This is a genomic window from Polymorphobacter fuscus, from assembly GCF_011927825.1.
Classification (GTDB): domain Bacteria; phylum Pseudomonadota; class Alphaproteobacteria; order Sphingomonadales; family Sphingomonadaceae; genus Sandarakinorhabdus; species Sandarakinorhabdus fusca.
Genome location: NZ_JAATJI010000001.1, coordinates 2081543 through 2104592, shown reverse-complemented (window position 1 = coordinate 2104592; position 23050 = coordinate 2081543). Strand labels below are relative to the sequence as shown.

Sequence of the window (23050 nt, the reverse complement as noted above, 5' to 3'; positions counted from 1 at the left end):
GGCCGGGTTTCCGAAAGACGCGCATCTGCGCTAGGTGGGGAAGAAATAGGCTCGCGGTGCGCGCGGCGAAAGGGGCGGCGACATCATGGCCGGGACGTTCGACAACAGGGTGATCGCGATAACCGGCGGCGGCAGCGGTATCGGCCGCGCGCTGGCGCTGCATCTCGCCGACAAGGGCGCGGTGCTGGCGCTATCCGACAAGGACGCGGCCGGACTGGTTGAAACGAAGCGCCTGCTCGGCAACCGCCCGGCGCGCATAACGACGCTCGATGTGACCGACAATGTGGCGCTGACCGCCTGGATCGACGGGGCGGCGGCCGAATTCGGGCGGCTCGACGGAATCATCAACAACGCCGGATTGAGCGTGACGGCGCCGTTCGCCGAAACGCCGCGCGCCGATTTCGACCGGGTGATGGCGGTCAATTTCGGCGGCGTCGTCGAAGGCTGCCGCGCCGCGCTGCCGCATTTGCGCCAGGCGGCGGCAGCGACAGGGGACGCCTGGCTGGTCAACATCTCATCGGTGTTCGGAATGATGGGATATCCGACCCAAAGTGCCTATAATGCCTCCAAATATGCGGTTCGCGGGCTGACCGAGGCGCTGTATATCGAACTGGGCGTCACCGACCCGAACATCTGCGTGATCCGTGTCCACCCCGGCGGGGTGAAAACCAATGTGGCGCGCAATGCCAAGCATATTGCCGGAATGCCGGGGCAGAGGACCGACCTCGACTTCGGCGCCGAATTCGAAAAGGCAGCGAAGACGACGCCCGAACAGGCCGCGGCCACGATTGTCGCCGGCATGGAACGGCGCCAGCACCGCGTGCTGATCGGCAGGGACGCACGCTTTGTCGACCTGATGACCCGGTTGTATCCGACGACATATTTCAAGCGCATCGGCGCATTCATAGGAGGCGGTGATCGCTAGTTTCGAGCCACGCATGCAGAAGGAAAAGCCCGTCCAGGCGACCCAGGGTGTACCGGCGCGCAAAGGCGCGCTGCGCCTGCTGATGGCGGTGCTGGGGCGCGGCACGCCGCTCGAACTGGCGATCGAGTCGAGCCTCGACGGCATCACCATGGCCAACGACCGGGCGCTGGCGCGGCACCTGGCGTCGACGGTCCTGCGCTGGTTGCCCGACCTCGACGCGTTGATCGATTCGGCAACTCCCAAGCCGTTGCCGGAGGATGCGCGGGCGCGGATGGTGCTGCGCATCGCGCTCGCCGGCTGGCTGAAGCTGGGTACGCCGCAACATGCCGCCGTTGCGACGGCGCTGCCGCTGGTCGAAGGCGGGCCGCGCCGGCTGGTGCATGGCGTGCTCGGCAATCTGATGCGCCGCGATGCAGCGCTGCCCGAGGTGCCGCATCTGCCCGACCTGTTCGCCATCCGCTGGGCGATGGACTGGGGGGCGGATGTCGCCGAGGCGGCGGCGCGGTCGCTCGCCGAGGAGCCGGCGACCGACCTGACGTTGCGCGATGCGGGCGAGACCGCGCATTGGGCGGCGGCGCTTGGCGGCGTTTCGTTGATGCCGGGCCATGTCCGGGTGCGGCGCCACAAGGATCTGGGCGGTGCGTTGACCGAATGGCCGGGGTTCGCCGAGGGCGCCTGGTGGGTTCAGGACCTGGCGGCGTCGCTGCCGGTGCGGCTGCTGGGGGCAAAGGCCGGGGACAGCGTTCTCGACCTGTGCGCTGCGCCGGGGGGCAAGACGCTGCAACTGGCGGCGCTGGGGGCTGCGGTGACGGCGCTCGACGTGTCCGATGCACGGCTGGAGCGCGTGCGCGAAAATCTGGCGCGCACCGGGTTGCCGGCGACATTGGCGGCCGGCGACGCCTTGCGGTGGGAACCGGGGCAGTTGTTCGACCATATCCTGCTCGATGCGCCATGTTCGGCGACGGGCATCTTCCGCCGCCACCCCGATGTCCTGCACCTGAAGGGCGCGCGTGACCTGACACCGTTGACATTGTTGCAGGCGGCGCTCCTGCGACGCGCCGCGGCGTGGCTGAAGCCGGGCGGCACGCTCGTCTATGCGACCTGCTCGCTCGATCCGCGGGAGGGCGAGCGCATCGCCGAGCGCGTGGTCGCGACGCTGCCGCGCACGCCGTTCGAAGCGGCAGAATTGCCGCTGGGGTTGCAGCCGACCACCGATGGCTGGGTACGCACATTGCCTGGCACGCTCGAAGCCGAAGGCGGGATGGACGGGTTCTTCATCGGGCGCATGCGCAAGATCTGAGGGCGTCGATCCCTCAGGCCTGGATCAGCTTGACGCACAACCAGTCGAGCTGGTCGAGGCTGTCGAAGCGCACGGTGATGCTGCCGCTGGTGGCACCCGGCGCGACGCTGAGCGCCACCGGCATGCCGAGCGCATCGGCGAGCTGGATTTCGAGCGCGTCGACATTGGCGTCGTTGGCGGCGGCCGGGGAAGCCGGCGCCAAGGTGGCATCGCGGGGCCGGGCAGGCGGCTTGCCGGCGACCAGCGCTTCGATCGAACGGACCGACAGCCCTTCGGCAACCACCCGGCGGGCGAGGGCGACGGGATCGGCGGCGCCGATCAGCGCGCGGGCGTGCCCCATGGCAAGCGCGCCGTTTTCGACCATCGTCTGGATGGCCTCGGGCAGATCGAGCAGGCGCATCAGATTGGTGACATGGCTGCGCGACTTGCCGACGATGGTGCTCAGCACCTGCTGGGTATGGCCGAAGTCCTCGATCAGCCGCTTGTAGCCGCGCGCTTCCTCGATGGCGTTCAGGTCGCTGCGCTGGATGTTCTCGATGAGGGCGATTTCAAAGGCGGTGCGGTCGTCGAGCGGGCGGACCACGGCCGGCATTTCGTGCAGACCCGCAGCTTGCGCCGCGCGCCAGCGGCGTTCGCCGGCGATGATTTCATAGCGGCCCGCGGCGACCGGGCGGACGAGGATGGGTTGCAGGACGCCATGGGCGCGCACCGAAGCGATGAGGTCATCCATCGCAGTGGTGTCGAAGTGCCGGCGCGGCTGGGTCGGATTGGCACCGATGTCGGCGACGGCGATGCGGGCGACGCCGGGGTCATTCGCATCGCGCGGTGTCGCAGCTTCCTCCAGCAACGCCGAAAGGCCGCGGCCGAGGCCAGAAACACGTTTCTTTTCAGCCATTTATCAAGCAACCTTGGTGGCAGGCAGCGGGCGCGAACGGCCCAGGAATTCGCGCGCCAGGGCGACATAGGCCTCTGACCCGGCGCAGCGGCTGTCGTAGAGCAGCGCCGGCAGGCCATGGCTGGGCGCCTCGGACAGCCGGACATTGCGGGGGATTTCGGTCTTGAACACCTTGTCGCCCATGACCGCCCGCACGTCGTCGGCGACATTCTCGGTCAGGCGATTGCGACGATCGACCATGGTCAGGACGATGCCGAGCAGGTGCAGCCGCGGATTGAGACCGGTGCGCACGCGCTCGATGGTCCCGAGCAACTGGCTGAGCCCTTCGAGCGCGTAGAATTCGCACTGCATCGGTACAAGCACGCCATCGGCGGCGACGAGCGCGTTGACCGTGAGCAGGCCGAGCGAAGGTGGACAGTCGATCAGCACGTGATCGAAATGACCAAGACTGTCGATGGCGGCTTCCAGCCGATGGCTGCGGCGGTCGAGATCGACGAGCTCGATCTCCGCGCCGGACAGCGCTGCGTTGGACGGCATGACCGACAGGCCCGGAATGCGTGTGGTCTGTAGCGCCTCCTCGGCGGCGATCTGGCCAAGCAAGACCTGGTAAACCGATGCAGCGCGGGTGCGACGGTCGATGCCGAACCCGGTCGAGGCATTGCCCTGCGGATCGATATCGATGACGAGCACGGACTGGCCGGTGGCGGCGAGTGCCGTTGCAAGATTTACGGTTGTCGTCGTCTTGCCGACTCCGCCCTTCTGGTTGGCAACTGCAATGATCATCGGCGCTTCACTCCGCTGGCGACCACGATACGGGCGGCATCGTCGGTGCGGCTTGGCACCAGGCTATAGTCGAATGCGAATCGCTCGATGGCAATGGCCAATTCCGCTTCGACGCGCGCACCCTTGGGCAACACCCATTTCGTGCCGGAGCCTGCATAGGGAAGTGCCCAACCGAACAACTGATCGAGCGATGCCAGCGCCCGCGCGGTGACAATATCGAACTTCTGGCGCGGCAGCGTTTCGATTCGGCGGTTATCGATGGTGACGCGCGCCCCCAGGCCGAGCGCGTCGGTCACAGCCTCCAGAAACCGGCACTTTTTGGCAATCGATTCGACGAGTGTGAAGCGAGCGTCAGGGTCGAGGATCGCCAGGACAAGGCCAGGAAAGCCGGCGCCGGCGCCGATATCGAGCCATCCGCGACCCATGCCGGCGAGCGCAAGCAGCTGTGCCGAGTCTGCAAAGTGCCGGCTCCAGAGATGCGGCAGGGTGCTTGGACCCACGAGATTCATCCGCTGCTGCCATTCGGCGAGCAGGGCCGCGTAAGTGTCCAGCGCGGCCAATGTTTCACGTGGAACATCATAAGCGGCCGCGAAATCGTTGCGGCCGATCATGCGGCGCGGCGCGCAAAGGGAAGCAACGCCACCAACGCCGCCGGTGTGATGCCCGGGATGCGACTGGCGGCGCCCAGGGTTGTCGGGCTGGCAGCGGCCAGCCGGTCTGCCATTTCGTGGCTAAGGCCCGGCACGCGCCGATAATCGAGGCCGGTGTCGAGGGCGACATTCTCATCCCGGCGAAAATTGGCGACGTCGGCGTCCTGCCGATCGAGATAGGTCGCATAGGCCGAATCGACGCGGAGCGAGGCAAGCAGCGCCGGGTCGAGCGTCGCCAATTCGGGCCAGACCCCCGCAATCACGGCGTCGATGACCATGGGGAAGCGAAGCCATTCGAAGGCCGAGCGAATGACACCGTCCTGTCGCGCATCGATCCCCGCGGCCTTCATCTGCGCCGGTGACGCCGTGAGGCGGTCCAGACGACTGCGGGCGTTGGCCCGTTCGGCATGGGACGCGGCGAAGCGCTGTGCCTGGGCGGCGGGGACCAGTCCGTGCGCGATGCCCGTCGGCGTCAGGCGGGCGTCGGCATTGTCGGTGCGCAGCCGGAGCCGGTATTCGGCGCGCGACGTGAACATGCGATAGGGTTCACTGACGCCATGTGTCGTCAGATCGTCGATCATCACGCCGATATAGCTGTTGGCACGGTCGAGAATGAGCGGCGCCGAGCCAAGAGCGCTGGCTGCGGCATTGGCGCCGGCGACGAGGCCCTGGGCCGCGGCTTCCTCATAGCCGGTAGTGCCGTTGATCTGGCCGGCAAGAAACAGGCCCGGGATCGCCTTGACGGCGAGCGTCGGTGCCAAGGCGCGGGGATCGACATGATCATATTCGATGGCATAGCCGGGTTGCAGGATGCGCGCGTCTTCCAGGCCGGCGATGGTAGCGATGAACTTGGCCTGCACTTCGGCGGGCAGCGAAGTCGAAAGGCCATTGGGATAGATGGTCGCGTCGTCATAGCCCTCAGGCTCCAGAAAAATCTGGTGGCCCTCGCGATCACCGAAGCGGACGACCTTGTCTTCGATCGACGGGCAATAGCGCGGCCCAACGGAAGCGATATGGCCGCCGTAAAGCGCCGACTGGTGGAGGTTGTCGCGAATGACCTGGTGCGTCCGGATGTTCGTGCGGGTCAAGCCGCACGGAAGCTGGGGATCGGGGGTGCCACCGGTGACGCTGAATCGGGTCGCGGGGTGATCGCCATGATGCAGAGCGACGCGCGCCCAATCGATGCTGCGAGCGTCGAGGCGGGGCGGCGTTCCGGTCTTGAGGCGAGCGACCGGAAGGCCCAACCGGCGCAGGCCATCGCCAAGGTTGGACGCCGATGCGCCGACGCGGCCGCCGGCGTTGCGCTGGTCGCCCATGTGGAGGACGCCGCCGAGGAAAGTGCCGGTCGTCAGTACGACGGTCCTGGCGTCGATGTCCCCATTGGCGGTTGCGATGCCGACGAGTTGGTTGTCGTGAGAGCGCAGTGCTGTTGTTTGCGCAACGACGAGGTCGAGATTCCGCATGGCGTCCAATGCGGCGGCCATGGCTGTGCGATAGCGTTTGCGATCGACCTGCGCGCGGGGGCCGTGGACCGCTGGACCCTTGGAGCGATTGAGCGTCCGCGACTGGAGTGCGGCGGCGTCGGCCGCCGCGCCCATGACGCCGCCGAGTGCCTCGATTTCGCAAACGAGGTGCCCCTTGCCAATGCCGCCGAACGCCGGATTGCACGACAATGTGCCCGGGTCGCTGGCTTGCAAGGTCACCAATGCTACGCGGGCGCCCATGCGGGCGGCCGCAAGTGCAGCTTCGCAGCCGGCATGACCGGCGCCGACGACGATGACATCATATTGGGCCATGTCGCAGCCAATAGCGAAGTTTCGACAAATGTTCCACGTGGAACATCACATCTATTTGCCGATGCAGAACTGTCCAAAAATCCGGTCGAGGATGTCATCGACATCGACACGCCCCGCGATACGACCAAGGGCATGGGCCGCACGCCTTAGATCCTCTGCCCGCAACACCTCATCGTCGGTGCCGGCCGCCGCCTGCACTGCAGCGGCGGCGTCCGCAAAGGCCGCGCGGTGGCGGGCGTGGGCGAGAAGGGCGGGCTCGCCGGGCCGTGTTGCTGCGGCCGCCCAGTCTGCCAGCGCCGCCCGCAAGGCTGCAATGCCATCACCGGCCAGAGCCGACACGCGATAATCGACCTCGGTGACGGCGCTGGGATCGAGATCGCATTTGTTCAAGACCCGCCAAGCCCCAACCGGCATACCGCCTTCATCGACGCCGGGAGCCGAAATATGAAGGACAAGGTCGGCAGCGGCGGCGCGCGCCTTGGCACGGCGGATGCCTTCCAGCTCGATCGGGTCGTCGGTGGCGCGCAATCCGGCAGTGTCGACCAGCGTTGCAGCGGCGCCGTTCAGATTCATCGGCACTTCGATCGTGTCACGAGTGGTGCCGGCGATGGGGGTGACGATCGCCATGTCCCGCGTCGATAAAGCGTTGACCAGGCTCGACTTTCCAACATTCGGCGGACCGATCACGGCGATGGTCAATCCTTCGCGGATGCGCGCCGCGCGCCCTGAATCGGCCACCAGGGCATTGAGCTCTGCCGCTATCAGATGCAGGCGCTCGGTGCTGGCCTGGGCGATGTGCGCGGCGACATCGGCTTCGTCCTCGGCAAAATCGAGCCCGGCCTCGGCCTGGGCCAGCACTGAAAGGATCTGATCTCGCCAGCTATCGGCGAGCCGTGTCAGGACACCGCCGGCGAGGGCAAGCGCCTGGCCTCGCTGGGTGGCGGTTTCGGCGGCGATGAGGTCGGCGAGCCCTTCGACCTGGGCAAGGTCGAGGCGGCCGTTGGCAAAGGCGCGGCGCGTGAACTCGCCGGCCTCGGCGAGGCGGACATCCGGGTGGCGGGTCAGCGCGTCGAGCACGCCCGACACCACGGCAGCGCCGCCGTGGAGGTGCAATTCTGCCAGATCTTCGCCGCTGGCAGTCGCGGTACCCGGGAACACAACGATCAGCGCGGAATCGAGAAGCTGTGCGTTTGGGTCACGCAGGGTCCGCAACGACATCCGGCGCGGGGGCGGTAGCGAGCCGCAAAGTCCCGCAACTGCGGCAAAGGCCGCTGGGCCGGAAATGCGGATAATCGCGACGGCGCTCGGTGGACGTCCGGTCGCGAGCGCGGCAATTGTCGAGCGTGTCACCGCCGGGCAGCTGGCATCATTGCGGCGGTCGCGGCACCGCTGCCATGAACATCTTTTGCCATTGTTCGAATCCATCGGCGATGCCAGGCATCCAGGCCCGTGTCAGCCGCTCAAAGTCGGCCGGGTTGAGACCGTCGGTCATCGTCGTCTTCAGCCGCTCCAGATACAGATCGTGGACCGGGGTCAGGTCGGGCAGGCCGAAAAAGGCGCGCGCTTCCGCCGGCGTGCAATCGATGTCGAATGTCACCTTCATTGGCGCCTCCTGATGCGGCAACCGCCGCGCTTGCCTGTTCCCGGCCTGAGGGCTTGGTTCACGGACAATCGCACTCTAGCCTTCGTCGCCCGCATTGGGCAAGTTGGTTGCAGAAGGGCTTTGGGACGGGTGTGGATGCACGCTGGCCAATATCTTATAAAACAGCGGGTTACCGCGCAACATACGAGAACATGATATGCAAAGTGTGACGTTTGACGCGGTTGGTGGGCCCGAGGTTTTGCGCCTTGGCGAGATCTCACTCGGTCAGCCGGAGCCCGGACAGATCTTGCTGCGCCAGACTGCGGTCGGGCTCAATTATATCGACACCTATCACCGGACTGGCCTTTATCCGGTTCCTTTGCCGTCCGGAATCGGACTGGAGGGCGCCGGCGTTGTCGAGGCCGCCGGGGCAGGCGTGGCGCTCGTGCCGGGCACCCGTGTCGGCTATTGCTGGGGGCCGATCGGTGCCTATGCCAGTCACAGGTTGATCGGGGCCGACCGTGTCGTCGTGTTGCCCGACGGGGTCAGCGATGAAATGGCGGCGGCAGGCCTGTTGAAGGGTTGCACCACCGAATTCCTCGTGGAGCGCTGCGCGCGGGTGCAGCCGGGCCAATGGGCGCTGGTGCAGGCGGCGGCCGGCGGCGTCGGACTGTTGCTGGTGCAATGGCTGAAGCATGTCGGCGCGACGGTCATCGCGGTGGCAGGGTCGGCCGAAAAGGTTGCGCTGGCGATGGCCAATGGTGCCGATCATGGCATTGTCTTCGACGCATCGCTGGCGGAGCAGGTGCGCGGCCTGACCGGCGGCCGCGGGGTCGATGTCGTTTTCGATGGAGTGGGCAAGGCGACATTCGAAGCCTCGCTCGACTGCCTGGCACGGCGCGGGCTCAATATCAGCTATGGCAACGCCTCCGGGCCGGTGGGTGCCGTCGATTTCGGAATCCTGGCGCGCAAGGGATCGTTGTTCACGACGCGGCCGACGATGTTCGACTATTATGTCGACCGCAGCGAGATCGAAACCTATGGCGGGCGGGTGCTCGACATGTTCGCCAGTGGTGCGATCAAGGTCCATGTCGACCAGCGCTACGCCCTTGCCGATGCAGCACAGGCCCACCGCGACCTTGAAGCGCGCAGGACAACGGGTTCGACCGTGCTGGTGCCGTAATAGGGAATTGGGGGCTTTGGAGCCCTTAATCCCGCCGCGCCGTGAACACAAAGGCGGGCGGCCAGTTGCGCGGTTCGAGCTGAACGGTGACGTGGCGAAAGACGTGGCGCAGTTCCCTCAGCCAGGTGGTGGAATATTGATACCCAACCAGGCGCGCACCGGGGGCGAGGATGTCGGCGGTGGCATGGACGATGGCCTGGCGGACGGCCACCGGCATGATCGAGAAGGGAAGGCTGGAGACGGCAATGTCGGCATGGTCGATGCCGGCAGCGGCAAGGGCGGCGCCGACGGTCTCGGCCGAAGCGGCGACGACCGTCAGCCGCGGATCGGTGATCTCACGGCGCAGATAATCGACAAATTGGCCGTTGATTTCAAAGGCAAACAGTCGCGCGTCGGGGCCAAGCCGGGCAAGCAGGGCGCGGGTGACGCAGCCTGTGCCGGGCCCGTACTCGACGGCGACACGGATTTTCTGCCAGTCGGTGTGGCCAAGCAGCCGTTTGACGAGGCGCGGCGAGGACGGGATGACTGAGCCGACGCGTCGCGGATTGGCAAGAAAATTGCGAGCAAACAGCAGCCGCGGCCGGGCGCGTGCGAGCATGATCGAGTATCTCAGGCCGCAGCGCTGGGGCGCGCCGCGGCGCGGCCGTGCCACTGGGGCAACCAGCTGGCGCTTGCCGGCAAGGGCTGGCCGACGCTGGTGCCGAAATCGACAAAGGCCAGCAGCATCAGGTCGGCAAGCGTGAAGCGATCGCCGCAGACCCAGGTCCGGCCTTGCATCAAATGGTCGAGCCAGAGGAATTTTTCCTGCACCATGGCCTTCATTTCGGTGGCGGCTTCGACGCTCAGCAGGGTCATGCGCGGGGCGAACAATTGCCGACCTTCGCAGGCGCGAAAGCTGGTGGTCAGGGGATCGGCAATGGCAAGGTCGATGCGCCGCGTCCACATGCGGGTTTCGGCGCGCTCTTCGGGCGTCGTGCCGATGATCGGCGGCATGGGCTGCAGATCTTCGAGATAGTCGGCGATAACGGTGATTTCGGCAATGACCGTGCCATCATCGAGTTCGAGGGCGGGTAGCCCGCCGGTCGGAACCTTGGCGAGATAGCCGGCCTGGCGATTCTCGGCGCCCATCAGATCGACAGTGATCGTGTCGATCGCCATGCCCTTTTCGGCGATCGCCATGCGGACGACGCGGGGATTTGGCCCGATCGAATCATAAAGTTTCATGCAATGGGTCTCCCGGCACCAGCGTTTGGCCGGTGCCGGGAGACGTCATGGGCGGATTGACGACGCGGCGTCAATCCGCCTGTGCGATTGGCTGGGCCGGTCGCCGCGCCAAACGCCCCGGATCAGCGCGGATTGTAGCGCTTGCGACGATCGCGATCGTAATAATATTCGCGATTGCTGTTGTCGTAATAATAGCGCTGCCCGTTGCGGTCGTTGTAGCGGTTCTTGTCCTCGGTCACGACGCCGAGAATGGCGCCCGCTGCAGCGCCGAGGGCGGCGCCGGCCGCGACATTGCCGCCCGTGAGCGCGCCGACGGCGGCTCCACCTGCGGCGCCGATGGCACCGCCCTTCAGGCCGCGCGACGCTTCACGATTGCCATATTGGTCCGTGGTGCAGGCGCCGAGCGATGCGGCAGCAATGACTGCCATGACAGCGGTGCGAAAGGCCATTGGGGGAACTCCTTGGTGCGATATTACGCGCTGTAAACAAACGGATCGTCGGCTGGTTCCCTCAGGTGGCGAGTGCGGCGGCGTTGCGGGCCTGGGTATCGGCGTCGATCGGCCAGCCGCGAAGGACGATGATCGCACCGATGGCGAGGACCACCGCCGGAACGACGAACAGCAGCACAAGCCCGTCGATCGCCGATGGGGCGTTGGCGGCGCCGAGATTGGGAACAAAGCCGATCAGCTGCAGGATCGAATAGCTGAGGCCGACGGGAATGGCGTAACCGAGCTTCTGGACCGCAGCGAGGGCCGCATAGAAGAGACCCGTTTTCTGCTGGCCCGACCGCAGCGTTTCTGCGTCGGAGACATCGGCGAGCATGGCGCGCAGCAGGAAGGCCGGGGCGACGGCGGGGATGCCGGCAAAGACCATCGCAACCGCTGCGATGCCGAATTGATTGCCGGGAATGATGATCGTCGCGGTCTGGAAAACGCAATAGGCCATAAGCGACCAGATCAGCGCGCGATGTTTCGAAAAGCGCCGGGCGACGCGAACCCAGAGCGGCGCCGACAGCAGGCCGGCGGCAAAATAGAACAGCAGCAGGTTCATGGCGCTGGCGGTCGAATAGCCGCGCGCGGCGACGAAGAAGAACAGGAACAGCGCGCCGGTCATCCCCGGCGCCAGGCTGGCAAGCAGGTCGGCGAGCAGGATGCGGCGCAGCAGCGGCAGCTTCAGCACGGCCATGATGTCAGCGAACCGATGATGCTCTCCACCGGTGCGCGCCCGTTCGCGGACGCGCAACAGGCACCAGCCGACGGTGAGGGGCAGGGCCGCCATTATCGTCCATCCCATGGCATGGACGCCGAAGCTGGGATCGTCGCTGGCGGCCAGCTTCTGGGCCAGGGGCGGAACGCCGAGAATGAGGAAAAGGCCGAGCAGGTTGCTCGCCTGCCACCAGCCGAAGATGCGCGAGCGTTCGTGATAATCGTCGCTGAGCACCGCGCCCCAGGCGGTGTGCGAGACGAGCAGCGCCGAATAGCCGAGGTACATCAGCATCAGCCCGGCAAAGGCCCGCAGCGGTGTCAGCCCGGGGCTGGCCATGAACGTTGCGTAGACGCCCAGCGCCATGACCAGCGCGCCGCCGGCCATCCAGGGCCGGAACCGGCCGGCGCGTGTGTCCGTGCGGTCGACGAGATGGCCGACGATGGGATCGAGCGGAACATCGATGAAGCGGACGACGAAGAACAGGAAGCCGACCACAGCGAGGTCGAGCCCCAGGGCGCTGGCGTAATAGGGCGGCAGATAGACGACGACCGGCAGACCATTGGCCGCGATCGGCAGGCACGGCGCGGCAAACGCCGCCAAGGTGCCGCGGCTGATCTTCAACTCCGCCTCTCCCCAATTTGCAGTGCAACATTACAGTCGCTTAATGCCACGCTACGCAAGCCTCCGGATGGGGTCAACATGGACGAATCCGGCGTAGCGGGCATTGCGCCGCGGGCCGCCGTCTTATATCGGCAACACACGAAATCCCGTTCGTTCGGAGCCTTGCCATGTTGTCCCGCCCATTGCTTCTGCTTGCCGCCAGCCTGGCCGCGCTCACGCCGGCCGCCGCGCAGACTCCGGCCCCGTCGGCTGCCGCCGCCGCGCCATCGGCGCCAGTGGCGGCGACGACCCCTGCCGAGCGCTTGCGTGCGCTGTTCAACGCCAGCGACGAAGCCAGTCTCGACCGCAACCCGCTGGCGCGGGTGTTTCGCGGCGACCTGAGCCATGCCGGCGAATTCGGTGACAATATTTCGGACGCCTGGATCGCGGCCGAGAAGCAGGCGTCGCAAAACGACCTGGCGGCGTTGGGCAAGATCGACCGCAATGCGCTCAACGCCAATGACAAGGTCAGCTACGACGTGTTCAAATGGCAGACCGAAAGCGACCTGAAGGGCTTCGACCCGGCCATATTGGCGGCGACCACGGTGCGGCCGATCGACCATTTCTATGGGATCCACACATTCTTCCCCGAATTCTCGTCGGGTGAAGGTGCGGCGCCGTACAAGACAGTGAAGGATTATGACGACGGACTGGCGCGCATCCCGGGGTTCGTGACCTATATCGACACGGCGATCCTGCGCTTTCGCCAGGGTGTGAAAAGCGGCGTCGTCCAGCCGAAACTCGTCGTCCAGAACGTCATCGACCAGCTCGACAATCTGCTGAAGCCGGGCGTCGATGCCGCGGTGATGATGAAGCCGGTCAACAATTTTCCCGCTACCATTCCCGCGGCCGACCAGGCGCGGCTGAAGGCGGCCTATGCCGCCGCCATCGGCACCCAGGTCAACCCGGCGCTGACCCGGTTGCGCGATTTCCTGAAGACCGAATATCTGCCGGTGGCGCGCGACAGCGTCGGCCTGGGGCAGATGCCGGGCGGGGCGGACCTGTACCGCAACCTCATCCGCCGGACGACGACGACCGAAATGACCGCTGACGAGATCCACACGCTGGGCCTCGCCGAGGTGGCGCGGATCACCAAGGGCATGGAGGCGGTGAAGCGCCAGGTCGGCTTCAAGGGGACGCTGCAGGAATTCTTCCAACATCTGCGCACCGATCCCAAGTTCCAGCCGGCGTCGAAGCAGGACCTGACCGACCGTTTCTATGCCGTCGGCAAGCGCGTCGATACGACGGTGCCGGGCCTGTTTTCGACCCTTCCCAAGTCGAAGCTGGAAATCCGCCCGGTGCCGGCGTTCAAGGAAAAGACCGATGCCGCCGGGTCGTACCAGGGCGGCGCGCCCGACGGGTCGCGGCCAGGGGTGTTCTATTTCAACACCTATGACCTGCCGACACGATCGACCTGGGGCATCGAGACGCTGTACCTGCACGAAGCCATCCCCGGCCATCATTTCCAGATCAGCCTGGCGCAGGAGAACACGTCGCTGCCGCCGTTCCAGCGCTTTGGCGGCAACACCGCGTTCGTGGAAGGCTGGGCGCTCTATGCCGAAAGCCTGGGGCCGCAGCTCGGGATGTTCAAGGACCCCTATCAGCTGATGGGGCGGTACAATGACGAGATGCTGCGCGCGATGCGGCTGGTCGTCGACACCGGCATCCATTCCAAGGGTTGGACGCGCGACCAGGCAATCAAATATATGCTCGACAACAGCCCGATGGGCGAATCGGATGCCACCGCCGAAGTGGAGCGTTACATCGCCATCCCCAGCCAGGCACTGGCCTACAAGGTCGGCCAGCTGACGATCAGCCGGCTGCGCGCCAAGGCCGAAAAGGCGCTGGGGCCTAAGTTCGACATCAAGCAGTTTCACGAACAGGTGCTGATGACCGGGGCGCTGCCGATGGCGGTTCTGGAGAAGAAGATCGACGACTGGATTGCGGTGAAGAAGGCGGGGTAAGGGAGCGGGTCAGCCCTTTTCGTCGAAGCGGCTGAGCCGTTCACCGCCGAGAGCGACCAGGCCCAAAAACAGCCAGCCGAACATCATCATCGACCCGCCGATCGGCGCCAGCGCCGCGACCCAGCGCGGGGCGCCCAGTGCGAGTGCGTCGAGGTCGGCGGCGAAGATCAGGCTGCCCAGTGCCACCGCCCAGGCGCCGCTGCGCACCAGTTTCGTATTGCGCCAGGCGATCAGGCCGAAGACCGCGGCGACATGCGGCAGCTGGAACATGACGCCCGTCATGATCCATTCGCGCGCCTGCGGATCCTTGATGCCATGTGCGGCAAAGGTGCCGAAGGTCAGTGCCAGCACGGCATTGGCGGCGGCAAAGGCCGGCAACCAGCGCGGGGCGGCGCTCAATTGCTTGCTCGCAGCAATTCGCGCGCGGTGATCATGCGCATGATTTCATTGGTGCCTTCAAGGATCTGGTGGACGCGCAGATCGCGAAAAATGCGCTCAACCGGAAAGTCCATCAGATAGCCATAGCCGCCGTGCAATTGCAGCGCGCGGTCGGCGACGGCCATGCCGGTGTCGGTGGCCAGGCGCTTGGCCATGGCGGCGAAGCGGGTCTTGTCGGCAGCGCCATCGTTGACCTTGGCGGCCGCCTGGTACAGCAGCGCGCGGGCGGCGGCGAGTTCGGTTTCCATGTCGGCGAGCTTGAACTGGGTCGCCTGGAAATCGGCGATGGCCTTGCCGAACTGGCTGCGCTGGCGGGTATAGGCGATGGCCTCGTCCAGCGCTCGCTGGCCGCCGCCGAGGCTGCAGGCGCCGATGTTGAGGCGACCGCCGTCGAGCCCGGCCATGGCGATGGCAAAACCCTGGCCTTCGTCGCCGACGCGGTTGGCGACGGGGACGCGGACGGCGTCGAAATTGACCTGGGCGGTGGGCTGCGAATGCCAGCCGAGCTTGCGTTCCGGGGCGCCGAAGCTGACGCCGGGCATGTCCTTGTCGATGACGAGGCAGGAAATGCCGCGCGCGCCATCCTCGCCGGTGCGGACCATTGTCACATAGACGTCGTTGACGCCGCCGCCGGAAATGAACGCCTTGGTGCCGGTGACGAGATAATCGTCGCCGTCGCGGACGGCGCGGGTCTTCAACGCGGCGGCGTCGCTGCCGGAGCCGGGTTCGGTCAGGCAATAGCTGGCGATGCGGTCCATGGTGACGAGGTCGGGCAGATAGCGGGCGCGCACTTCGGCGCTGCCGAAGCTGTCGATCATCCACGCTGCCATATTGTGGATGGAGATGAAGGCGCTGGTGGAGGGGCAGCCATAGGCCATGGCTTCCATGACCAGCGCCGCCTCCAGCCGGCCAAGGCCGATGCCGCCGCTGTCCGCGCGGACATAGATGGCGGCAAAGCCGAGTTCGGCGGCAGCCTTGATCGTGTCCTTGGGATAGATGTGCTTTTCGTCCCATTGGGCAGCGAAGGGCGTGATGCGATCGGCGGTAAAACGGCGCGCCGCCTCCTGGATGGCGCGCTGGTCGTCGGTCAGGTCGAATTGCATGGCGGCGGGCCCCTGGTTGCGCTTGGCCTGTCTCTAGGCGGGCGCAGCGCACACGAAAAGGCCCCGCGCCGTCACAGGCGCGGGGCCGATCGGCCGCTATTCGCCCTCGCAGGTCAGGCGATGGCGGTGCGGCGACGGCGGGCGGCGGCGCCGACGAGGCCGAAGCCGGCGATCAGCATCGCCCAGGTGCCGGGTTCGGGCACGCCGGGGACGGGATTGCCGTCGACGATCACACCGTCATAGGCGAGACCGCTGGCGAACTGCGTGTCCGACCAGTTGGTGACACCGAAGGCGAGGCGGTAGTTGCCGGCAGCAGCGATGGTGTAATCGGCGCGGATCCAGCCGGTGTAGCCGCAACCGGTGTCGAAGCACCGCCCCGAATCGCCACCCAGCCCCGACCAGACCGGACCACCGCCGCCTCCGGTGCCGATCTGGATCGGGGTCGAACCCGGCGTCAGGGTGGCGAGCAGGCCGGGCAGGCCGAAGCCGGGCACCGTATCGCCGCTGGGCGTGGTGCGCGCGGTGAACAGCGTGGCAACGGCATTGCCGCTGACAGTCTGCAGCTGCGACCAGCCGTAATCGGCAAAGCCCGACCCGTCCGAGGTGACATAGTTGAAGTAGAAGGACAGCACGGAACCGGCGTCTGCGGCAAAGCTGCCGGTGGTGTTGATCGATCCGTTGGTTTCGGTGTCGACACCCAGGCTGCCCGCGCCCGATACGCCGCCCGCCGTGGTGACATAATCATAGGTGCCACCCAGCGGCGAGGCGGTGATATCACCATTGGCACCGGCAGTGCCGCAGCTGCCGACGCAAACGGCGCTGGCACTGGTGCCGGTCAACATGAGACCGGCGGTAAGGACGGCGACTGCTGCGGACTTGATGGTCGATGGGTTGGAATTGATGAACATGAACGGCTCCCCTGACGGTCGGCGAAATGGCCGACCGTTACGGGTCCAAAAGCAAGAGTTATGCCAAATGTTTCTACAAGGTGAATCAACAGGTTAATTTTTCATTGCCGGCAACTCTGTAAAGGATTTTTACACGCTTTTGGCAGAAAGACTGCCGATAGCTTGGCTGTGCCAAAGAGATGCGCCGCCGCGCCGGTGCAACGGTCGGGCCTTGCGGATTTGGCCCGGCGGGCTGGCGCAAAGGGCCCGTTTTTGGCATAGGCTGGAGATGACCAGTCCATCCACCTCTCCTGCCAGCGCGTCGTCCGAGCTCGTCGACCAGCTGGTGACCATTCACGCCGAATCGACCGCTGCGTTGCGCGACGCGCTGCGCGAGTTCATCGATCATGGCGTTACCCCCGATGCGGCGGCCCGGGTGCGCGGCGACTGGTCCTACCCGGAGCTGCGTGTCGATTATTCGGGCAACGACGCCGCCAACCGCCCGGTGCGGGCCTTTGCCCGGCTCAACCGCCCCGGCAGCTATGCGACGACGGTGACGCGGCCGGAGATGTACCGGGCCTATCTGATCGAGCAGCTCGACCTGCTGATGGCGGATTACCAGGTGACGATCACCACCGGGCGGTCGGAGGTGGAGATTCCCTATCCTTATGTGCTCGACGGCGCCGCCGACCTGCGGCTCGATGCGGCGGCGGCGTCGGAACTGGCGCGCTGGTTCCCGACGACCGAATTGCAGCAGATCGGCGACGAATTGCCTGATGGCCTGTGGGACGAAAGCCTGTCCGATACCCGGCCGCTGGCGCTGTTCGACGGGCCGCGCACCGATTTCTCGCTGGCGCGGCTGAAACACTATACCGGCACGGCGCCGGAGGATTTCCAGCATTATATCCTGCTGACCAACTATCACCGCTATGTCGACGAATTCGTCCGCTGGGGCTGCGGCCAGCTGGGCGAAGACGGCTATGAACGGCTGTCGTGCCCGGGCGGGCTCGACATCCTGCCCGGCGATGCCGCCCCCGGACGCGCGGCGGACGATGTGGCCTGGCGCAAATACCAGATGCCGGCGTGGCATTTGAAGGCACCGGGGCGCATCGGCATCACCCTTGTCAACATCGGCGTCGGCCCCGCCAATGCCAAGACGATCTGCGACCATCTGGCGGTGCTCCGGCCGGAGGCGTGGCTGATGATCGGCCATTGCGGCGGGCTGCGGCCGAGCCAGAAGATCGGCGATTATGTCCTCGCCCACGCCTATCTGCGCGACGACCATGTGCTCGACGACGTGCTGCCGCCCGAAATTCCCATTCCGGCGCTGTCGGAAGTGCAGAAGGCGCTGCAGGGTGCGGCAGAAGCGGTGACCGGCGCTGCCGGCGACGCGCTGAAACCGCGGCTGCGCACCGGCACGGTGGTGACCACCGACGATCGCAACTGGGAATTGCGGTTCTCGCGGTCGGCGCTGCGGTTCAACCAGTCCCGCGCCGTGGCGATCGACATGGAATCGGCGACGATCGCGGCGCAGGGCTATCGTTTCCGGGTGCCGTACGGGACGCTGCTGTGCGTGTCCGACAAGCCGCTGCATGGCGAGATCAAGCTGCCGGGCCAGGCCAACCGCTTCTATGAAGGGGCGATTTCGGAACATCTCCACATCGGCATCGAAGCGGTGAAGATCCTGCGCGAGGCGGGGCCAGGGCTGCATTCGCGCAAGCTGCGCGCCTTTGACGAGCCGCCGTTCCGGTGATCGCCGTCGTTGCGCTTTATGGTTTTGCGCCGCTGCCCGATAGTGCCGAGCGGGTGGCGCCGCTGCACGATCTGTGCGCCGCGCAGGGCGTGCGCGGGACGCTGCTGGTGGCGGCCGAGGGTATCAACGGGACCATTGCGGGGCCATCGGAGGGCGTCGCGGCGGTGGTCGCGGCCATTCGCGGCTGGCCGGGGCTGGGCGGGCTGGAGGTCAAGCATTCGGCGGCCGCCGCGATGCCGTTCCACCGGCTGAAGGTGCGGTTGAAGGCCGAGATCGTCACCATGGGCCTGCCCGACGTCGATGTGACACGCGGCGGCGCCTATGTGGCGCCGGCGGACTGGAATGCCCTGATCGATGACCCGGCGACGATCGTCATCGACACGCGCAACGATTACGAGGTGGCGGTGGGCAGCTTTGCCGGCGCGATCAACCCGGCGACCACCAGCTTTCGCGATTTTCCGGGCTGGTTCCGCGCCAATCGCGACGCCCTGTTCGCCGGCCGCGAGGGCGCACGAGTGGCTATGTTCTGCACCGGCGGCATCCGCTGCGAAAAGGCAACGGCGTTCCTGAAGGCCGAAGGCGTCGACCAGGTCTTTCACCTTCAGGGCGGCATCCTGAAATATCTGGAGGACGTGCCGGCAGATGCCAGCCGCTGGCAGGGCGAGTGCTTCGTCTTCGACGAGCGGGTGGCGCTCGGGCATGGCCTGGAACCCGGCACGCATGCGCTGTGTCGTGGCTGCCGCATGCCGGTCAGCGCCGCCGACCGCGCCGCGCCGCTGTATGTCGAAGGCGTCGCCTGTCCGGCGTGCGCCGGCACGCGCGACGCCGGGCAGCGCGCCGGGGCGGCCGAACGGCATCGCCAGGCGGCGCTGGCGGCGGCGCGGGGACAGGTGCACATCGGCGGCCGTTGCGCTTTCGTTCATGCAACCGAAATGGTAACCAGTCCGTAAAGACGGCGGGAGGATTTGCCGTGTCGGACGACGAAGCGTGGCGATATCGCAAGGCGCAGCAACTGGGCCTGACCGATACGCGTCCGGTCACGCCGGCCACGCCGGCCGGCCCTGCCGCAGATGTCCGCGGGCCGGCCCCTGTCACCCCGCCTGTGCCGCGGCCGTCGCCCGTGGCGCGACCGCCGGCGGCGCCGCCGATCCGGCCGCAACCGGCAGCAGCCTCACCGATGACCACCGGCAGCGGGCGCCTCACCCGGATCGGCGGCGCAGCGGCTGCCCTGGTGCTGGCGGCGACTGCCGGCTGGGGCCTGCACAGTGCGATCGGGCCGCGGCTTGCCCCTGCCGACCTGCCGATGCCGGTCCAGGCGCCCGTGCCGGCACCGGCCCCGGCCCCGACCACAGCGCCCGAGGTTGCAGCGCCGGCCGTGCCGGCCGCAGAAATCGCCCTGCCCGCGGCGGTCATCGAACCCCGGCCGCAGGTCATCGCTCGCGCTCCCGAACCGGCGGCAGCCGAACCGCCGGCGCCAGCGAGGCCCCGGCCGGTCAAGGCGGCGCCGATCACGGGGCCGAGCTTCAACTGCCGCTATGCCAGCACCGATGCCCAGCAGATGATCTGTGCCTCGCCGACGCTCGCGCGACTCGATGGCGCCGTGGCCGCGGCATATCGGGTGGCCGTCGAACGCGGCGGGGCGGCGGCGGAACGCCGGCTCGATCGCGAACAGGCGGCGTTTCTCAATGCTCGCGGCGCTTGCCGGACGCCGGCGTGCATCACCCGGCTGGCGACGCGGCGGCTGAAGCGCCTCGAGCGATACTAGCGGCGCCGGTCAGGCAGCCGGACCAGCACCAGCGCCGCCACCACCAGCGCCGCCCCGGCAATTTCGACCGGGCCGGGGATTTCGCCGAAGCGCAGCGCGCCGATGGTGGCGCTGATCGCCGGCTGGATGAGCAAGGTCAGGCCGACGACGAGCGGCCGCAGATGGCCGACGGCATAGACCACCAGTCCCTGGCCGATGACCTGGCTGCCCAGCGCCAGCAGCAGCAGCGGGGTCCAGTCGCCCGGCCAGATATTGCCGCTGGCGAGCGCGAACGGCAGCAGGAAGACAGCGCCGGCAAGCGTGGAAATGGCCAGCAGCGGCAGCGCCGCGACTCGCCCGCGGACGCCGTCGACGACGATCAGATAGCCTGTGTAAAGGACCGCGGCGCCGAGGCAGAGCAGGTCGCCGAACAGATGCTGTTGCGACACTTCGGCGCTTTGGCCGACAAGGAGCAAGGTGCCGGCGAGCGCGAAGCCGATGGCGAGCAGGGCCTTGCGCCCCGGCCGGTGGCGCAGGACCACGAAACCCCAGAGCGGCAGCAGGAAGCTGGCGGCGTTCGAGAGCAGCGTTGCATTGGCAAGCGTGGTGCGGACGATACCGAAATGCCAGAGGATGAGGTCGCTGGCGAAGAAGACGCCGGCGAGCGCGATCAGCGCCAGTGCCCGGCGATCGAGACCCTGGGCCATGCGCGCGGTCGATCCGGCGACGAGGCGCGCGAGGAGGAGCAGCGGCACGACGGCCAGCGCCAGCCGCCAGAAGGCGCTGGCCGCCGGTGGCACATCGGCCAGCCGCACCATCCATGGGCCGAACGCCAGCGCGGCGCTGCCGGCGAGCATCGCCGGAAAGGCGAGGCGCGGGGGCGCGGCAGGTGCGGCGGTGGCAGCGGACGTGGACATGCGCGGCGACGTAGCGGGAAAGGCGCGCGCTTGCGATGGGCGTTTTCGCAAGCTGTTTGCAGGCGTGGCAATCGGCGCTAGCAGGCAGCATCGATTGTTTGCCCGCGAGGTTTCATGCGCCACATTTACCTGCTCGCCGCCGCCTTGATCCTGCCCGCCCCGTTGCTCGCGCAGGCGCCGGCGCCCGCCGCTGCGGCTGCGCCCGCGGCAAAGCCGGCGACCGCCGCCGATGCCGAACTGGCGGCGTTCTTCGATGCCTATGACAAGGCGCAGCTGGCGCGCAGCCCGCAGGGGCAAAGCTATCGCGGCATCAAGACCGACCAGGACAAATGGAACGACGGCAGCGACGCCGCGGCGATCCGCAACCATGACGCCGACCAGAAGGCGCTGGCGGACATGCGGGCGCGCTTTGCCAAGGCCGATCTCAGCCCCGATTCGAAGCTGTCATACCGGTTGTTCGAAAAGGCGATGCAGCGCCGCGATGCCGGCTTCCGCTTCCGCCATGACAATTATGTCTTTGACCAGATGAACGGCGCGCAGAGCGAATATCCGGCGTTCCTGATCAACATCCATGGTATCAAGACCAAGGCCGATGCTCAGGCCTATGTGGCGCGGTTGCAGGGCATCGGCCCGGCGCTCGACCAGGAAATCGCGACCAGCGAAACGCGCGCCAGGGCCGGTGTGATGCCGCCGAAATGGGTCTATCCCTATGTCATCAACGATGCCCGCAACACGGTGAAGGGTGCGCCGTTCGACAACTCCGGGGTCGATTCGCCGCTGCTTGCCGACTTCAAGGCCAAGGTCGCCAGACTCGACATCGCGCCGGGCGAAAAGGATGCGCTGGTGGCCGACGCGACGAAGGCGCTGCTGACCAGCGTGCAGCCGGCGTATCGGCGGCTGGTGACGGCGATGGAGGCGCAGGAGAAGAAGGCCGGCACCATCGACGGCATCTGGCGGTTCAAGGACGGCGCCGCCTATTACGCCGCCAACCTGGCCAATTACACGACGACCGACATGACCGCGGCGCAGATCCACGCGCTGGGGCTGGCGCAGGTCGAACGCATCCATGGCGAGATGATGGAGATTGCCAGGAAGACCGGCTTCAAGGGCGCTCTGCCCGAATTCCTGGCGTATATGCGCAACAACAAGGCCTTCAACCTGCCGGAAGGCGAGGCCGGCAAGGCGGAATATCTGAAGCGCGCCAACGCCTTCCTCGACGATATCCGCCCCAAGCTGCCGCAATATTTCGCCAACCTGCCCAAGGCACCGGTGGTGGTGAAAGCAGTCGAGCCGTTCCGCGAGCAGTCGGCGGGCAAGGCATTCTACCAGTCGCCGGCGGAGGATGGGTCACGGCCCGGAACGGTCTATGTCAATCTCTACCGCATGGCCGACATGCCGACGACCGAGATCGAGCCGCTGATCTACCATGAAGGGCTGCCGGGGCATCATCTCGAGCGGGCCAATTCGACGGAGTTGAAGAATGTTCCGGCGTTCCGCAAGTTCGGCGGCTTTACCGCGTACAGCGAGGGCTGGGGGCTGTATTCGGAAAAGCTGGCGAAGGAGATGGGGCAATATGCCGACCCCAACGACGATTTCGGGCGGCTGCAGCTGGAACTGCATCGCGCCATCCGGCTGGTCGTCGACACCGGCATCCACGACAAGCACTGGAGCCGCGAGGACGCGATCAAATATCTGACCGCGAACAGCGCCGAACCGCTGGGCGGGATCGAAAAGGCGATCGAGCGCTATGCTGTCTATCCGGGCCAGGCGACGGCGTACATGGTCGGCCGGCTGAAGATTTCGGAGCTGCGCGACCGGGCGGAAAAGGCCTTGGGACCCGACAATTTCGACATTCGCGACTTTCACAATGTCGTGCTGAAGACCGGTGCGGTGCCGCTCGACATCCTCGAGGAGAATGTCGATGCGTGGATCGCGTCGGCGAAGCAATATGCGCAGGAGCCCTGAGCGAGCCCAGCTCAGCGGGAGCGCTTCGGCATTGACTTTCGGCGCTTTCGCCCCACATAGCGGATGAAATTACTC

22 protein-coding genes are annotated in these 23050 nt (G+C 66.6%); 8 read left to right on the top strand and 14 right to left on the bottom strand.

Annotated features, from left to right (window positions below):
• Positions 1-85: 85 nt before the first annotated feature.
• Positions 86-925 carry an SDR family NAD(P)-dependent oxidoreductase gene (locus GGQ62_RS10015; RefSeq protein WP_152577443.1) on the top strand — a complete coding sequence of 280 codons (840 nt, stop codon included), beginning with the start codon at positions 86-88 and terminating at the stop codon, positions 923-925.
• Positions 926-938: 13 nt separating this feature from the next.
• Positions 939-2225, top strand: coding sequence for an RsmB/NOP family class I SAM-dependent RNA methyltransferase (locus tag GGQ62_RS10010; RefSeq protein WP_152577444.1), 1287 nt, complete (start codon positions 939-941; stop codon positions 2223-2225).
• 13 nt (positions 2226-2238) lie between these two features.
• On the opposite strand, the gene GGQ62_RS10005 is transcribed toward GGQ62_RS10010, so the two are convergent.
• Genes GGQ62_RS10005 through GGQ62_RS09980 form a run of 6 tightly spaced genes read right to left on the bottom strand, consistent with a single transcriptional unit; the run spans position 2239 to position 7952 of the window.
• On the bottom strand, positions 2239-3120 hold the full coding sequence (locus GGQ62_RS10005) for a ParB/RepB/Spo0J family partition protein (RefSeq protein WP_152577445.1): 882 nt from the start codon (positions 3118-3120) through the stop codon (positions 2239-2241).
• A 3-nt stretch (positions 3121-3123) separates the two neighbouring features.
• Positions 3124-3903, bottom strand: coding sequence for a ParA family protein (locus GGQ62_RS10000; RefSeq protein WP_152577446.1), 780 nt, complete (start codon positions 3901-3903; stop codon positions 3124-3126).
• A complete protein-coding gene (gene rsmG, locus GGQ62_RS09995; RefSeq protein WP_152577447.1) occupies positions 3900-4514 on the bottom strand; it encodes a 16S rRNA (guanine(527)-N(7))-methyltransferase RsmG in 615 nt (204 codons plus the stop codon). Before rsmG ends, GGQ62_RS10000 begins: the two co-directional genes overlap by 4 nt.
• Positions 4511-6349, bottom strand: coding sequence for a tRNA uridine-5-carboxymethylaminomethyl(34) synthesis enzyme MnmG (mnmG, locus tag GGQ62_RS09990; RefSeq protein ID WP_152577448.1), 1839 nt, complete (start codon positions 6347-6349; stop codon positions 4511-4513). The genes rsmG and mnmG overlap by 4 nt, the downstream gene beginning before the upstream one ends.
• A 51-nt stretch (positions 6350-6400) precedes the next feature.
• The gene (gene mnmE, locus GGQ62_RS09985) at positions 6401-7774 is read right to left on the bottom strand and encodes a tRNA uridine-5-carboxymethylaminomethyl(34) synthesis GTPase MnmE (protein WP_152577449.1); all 1374 of its coding nucleotides are present in this window, start codon (positions 7772-7774) and stop codon (positions 6401-6403) included.
• Positions 7716-7952: a DUF6489 family protein gene (locus GGQ62_RS09980; protein ID WP_152577450.1), complete on the bottom strand. Its 237-nt coding sequence runs from the start codon at positions 7950-7952 to the stop codon at positions 7716-7718. Before GGQ62_RS09980 ends, mnmE begins: the two co-directional genes overlap by 59 nt.
• A gap of 286 nt (positions 7953-8238) precedes the next feature.
• On the opposite strand from GGQ62_RS09980, the gene GGQ62_RS09975 reads away from it, so the two are divergent.
• Positions 8239-9114, top strand: a complete 876-nt coding sequence (locus tag GGQ62_RS09975; protein ID WP_341533742.1) for a quinone oxidoreductase family protein — start codon at positions 8239-8241, stop codon at positions 9112-9114.
• A gap of 25 nt (positions 9115-9139) precedes the next feature.
• Here the strand turns inward: GGQ62_RS09975 and GGQ62_RS09970 are convergent, their stop codons facing one another.
• From GGQ62_RS09970 to GGQ62_RS09955, 4 genes are all read right to left on the bottom strand, one after another.
• Entirely contained in the window at positions 9140-9712 is a 573-nt protein-coding gene (locus tag GGQ62_RS09970) for a class I SAM-dependent methyltransferase (protein WP_152577452.1), read from the bottom strand.
• Between the two features lie 11 nt (positions 9713-9723).
• Positions 9724-10338 (bottom strand): glutathione S-transferase family protein, encoded by a 615-nt coding sequence (locus tag GGQ62_RS09965; protein WP_152577453.1) that lies wholly within the window; start codon positions 10336-10338, stop codon positions 9724-9726.
• Between the two features lie 122 nt (positions 10339-10460).
• A complete protein-coding gene (locus tag GGQ62_RS09960) occupies positions 10461-10787 on the bottom strand; it encodes a YMGG-like glycine zipper-containing protein (protein ID WP_152577454.1) in 327 nt (108 codons plus the stop codon).
• A 61-nt stretch (positions 10788-10848) separates the two neighbouring features.
• Positions 10849-12165: an MFS transporter gene (locus GGQ62_RS09955; protein ID WP_152577455.1), complete on the bottom strand. Its 1317-nt coding sequence runs from the start codon at positions 12163-12165 to the stop codon at positions 10849-10851.
• Between the two features lie 167 nt (positions 12166-12332).
• On the opposite strand from GGQ62_RS09955, the gene GGQ62_RS09950 reads away from it, so the two are divergent.
• A complete protein-coding gene (locus GGQ62_RS09950; RefSeq protein ID WP_152577456.1) occupies positions 12333-14168 on the top strand; it encodes a DUF885 domain-containing protein in 1836 nt (611 codons plus the stop codon).
• 9 nt (positions 14169-14177) lie between these two features.
• Here GGQ62_RS09950 and GGQ62_RS09945 read toward each other — a convergent pair whose 3' ends face one another.
• The 3 genes from GGQ62_RS09945 to GGQ62_RS16390 form a co-directional block, all read right to left on the bottom strand.
• On the bottom strand, positions 14178-14567 hold the full coding sequence (locus tag GGQ62_RS09945; protein WP_153401221.1) for a DUF423 domain-containing protein: 390 nt from the start codon (positions 14565-14567) through the stop codon (positions 14178-14180).
• On the bottom strand, positions 14564-15709 hold the full coding sequence (locus GGQ62_RS09940) for an acyl-CoA dehydrogenase family protein (RefSeq protein WP_152577458.1): 1146 nt from the start codon (positions 15707-15709) through the stop codon (positions 14564-14566). The genes GGQ62_RS09945 and GGQ62_RS09940 overlap by 4 nt, the downstream gene beginning before the upstream one ends.
• Before the next feature lie 113 nt (positions 15710-15822).
• The gene (locus tag GGQ62_RS16390; protein WP_243446091.1) at positions 15823-16617 is read right to left on the bottom strand and encodes an NF038132 family protein; all 795 of its coding nucleotides are present in this window, start codon (positions 16615-16617) and stop codon (positions 15823-15825) included.
• 268 nt (positions 16618-16885) lie between these two features.
• Here GGQ62_RS16390 and GGQ62_RS09930 point away from each other — a divergent pair, with 268 nt between their 5' ends.
• The 3 genes from GGQ62_RS09930 to GGQ62_RS09920 are packed head-to-tail and all read left to right on the top strand — an operon-like array spanning position 16886 to position 20114.
• Positions 16886-18349: an AMP nucleosidase gene (locus GGQ62_RS09930; protein ID WP_152577459.1), complete on the top strand. Its 1464-nt coding sequence runs from the start codon at positions 16886-16888 to the stop codon at positions 18347-18349.
• Positions 18346-19299 carry an oxygen-dependent tRNA uridine(34) hydroxylase TrhO gene (gene trhO / locus GGQ62_RS09925; protein ID WP_152577460.1) on the top strand — a complete coding sequence of 318 codons (954 nt, stop codon included), beginning with the start codon at positions 18346-18348 and terminating at the stop codon, positions 19297-19299. Before GGQ62_RS09930 ends, trhO begins: the two co-directional genes overlap by 4 nt.
• A 20-nt stretch (positions 19300-19319) precedes the next feature.
• Complete coding sequence (locus GGQ62_RS09920) at positions 19320-20114, top strand: lysozyme inhibitor LprI family protein (RefSeq protein WP_152577461.1); 795 nt, start codon at positions 19320-19322, stop codon at positions 20112-20114.
• On the opposite strand, the gene GGQ62_RS09915 is transcribed toward GGQ62_RS09920, so the two are convergent.
• Positions 20111-21010, bottom strand: coding sequence for a DMT family transporter (locus GGQ62_RS09915; RefSeq protein ID WP_152577462.1), 900 nt, complete (start codon positions 21008-21010; stop codon positions 20111-20113). The genes GGQ62_RS09920 and GGQ62_RS09915 overlap by 4 nt on opposite strands.
• Before the next feature lie 114 nt (positions 21011-21124).
• Between GGQ62_RS09915 and GGQ62_RS09910 the strand changes: the two genes are divergently transcribed.
• Positions 21125-22975, top strand: a complete 1851-nt coding sequence (locus GGQ62_RS09910; RefSeq protein WP_152577463.1) for a DUF885 domain-containing protein — start codon at positions 21125-21127, stop codon at positions 22973-22975.
• Positions 22976-23050 lie beyond the last annotated feature (75 nt).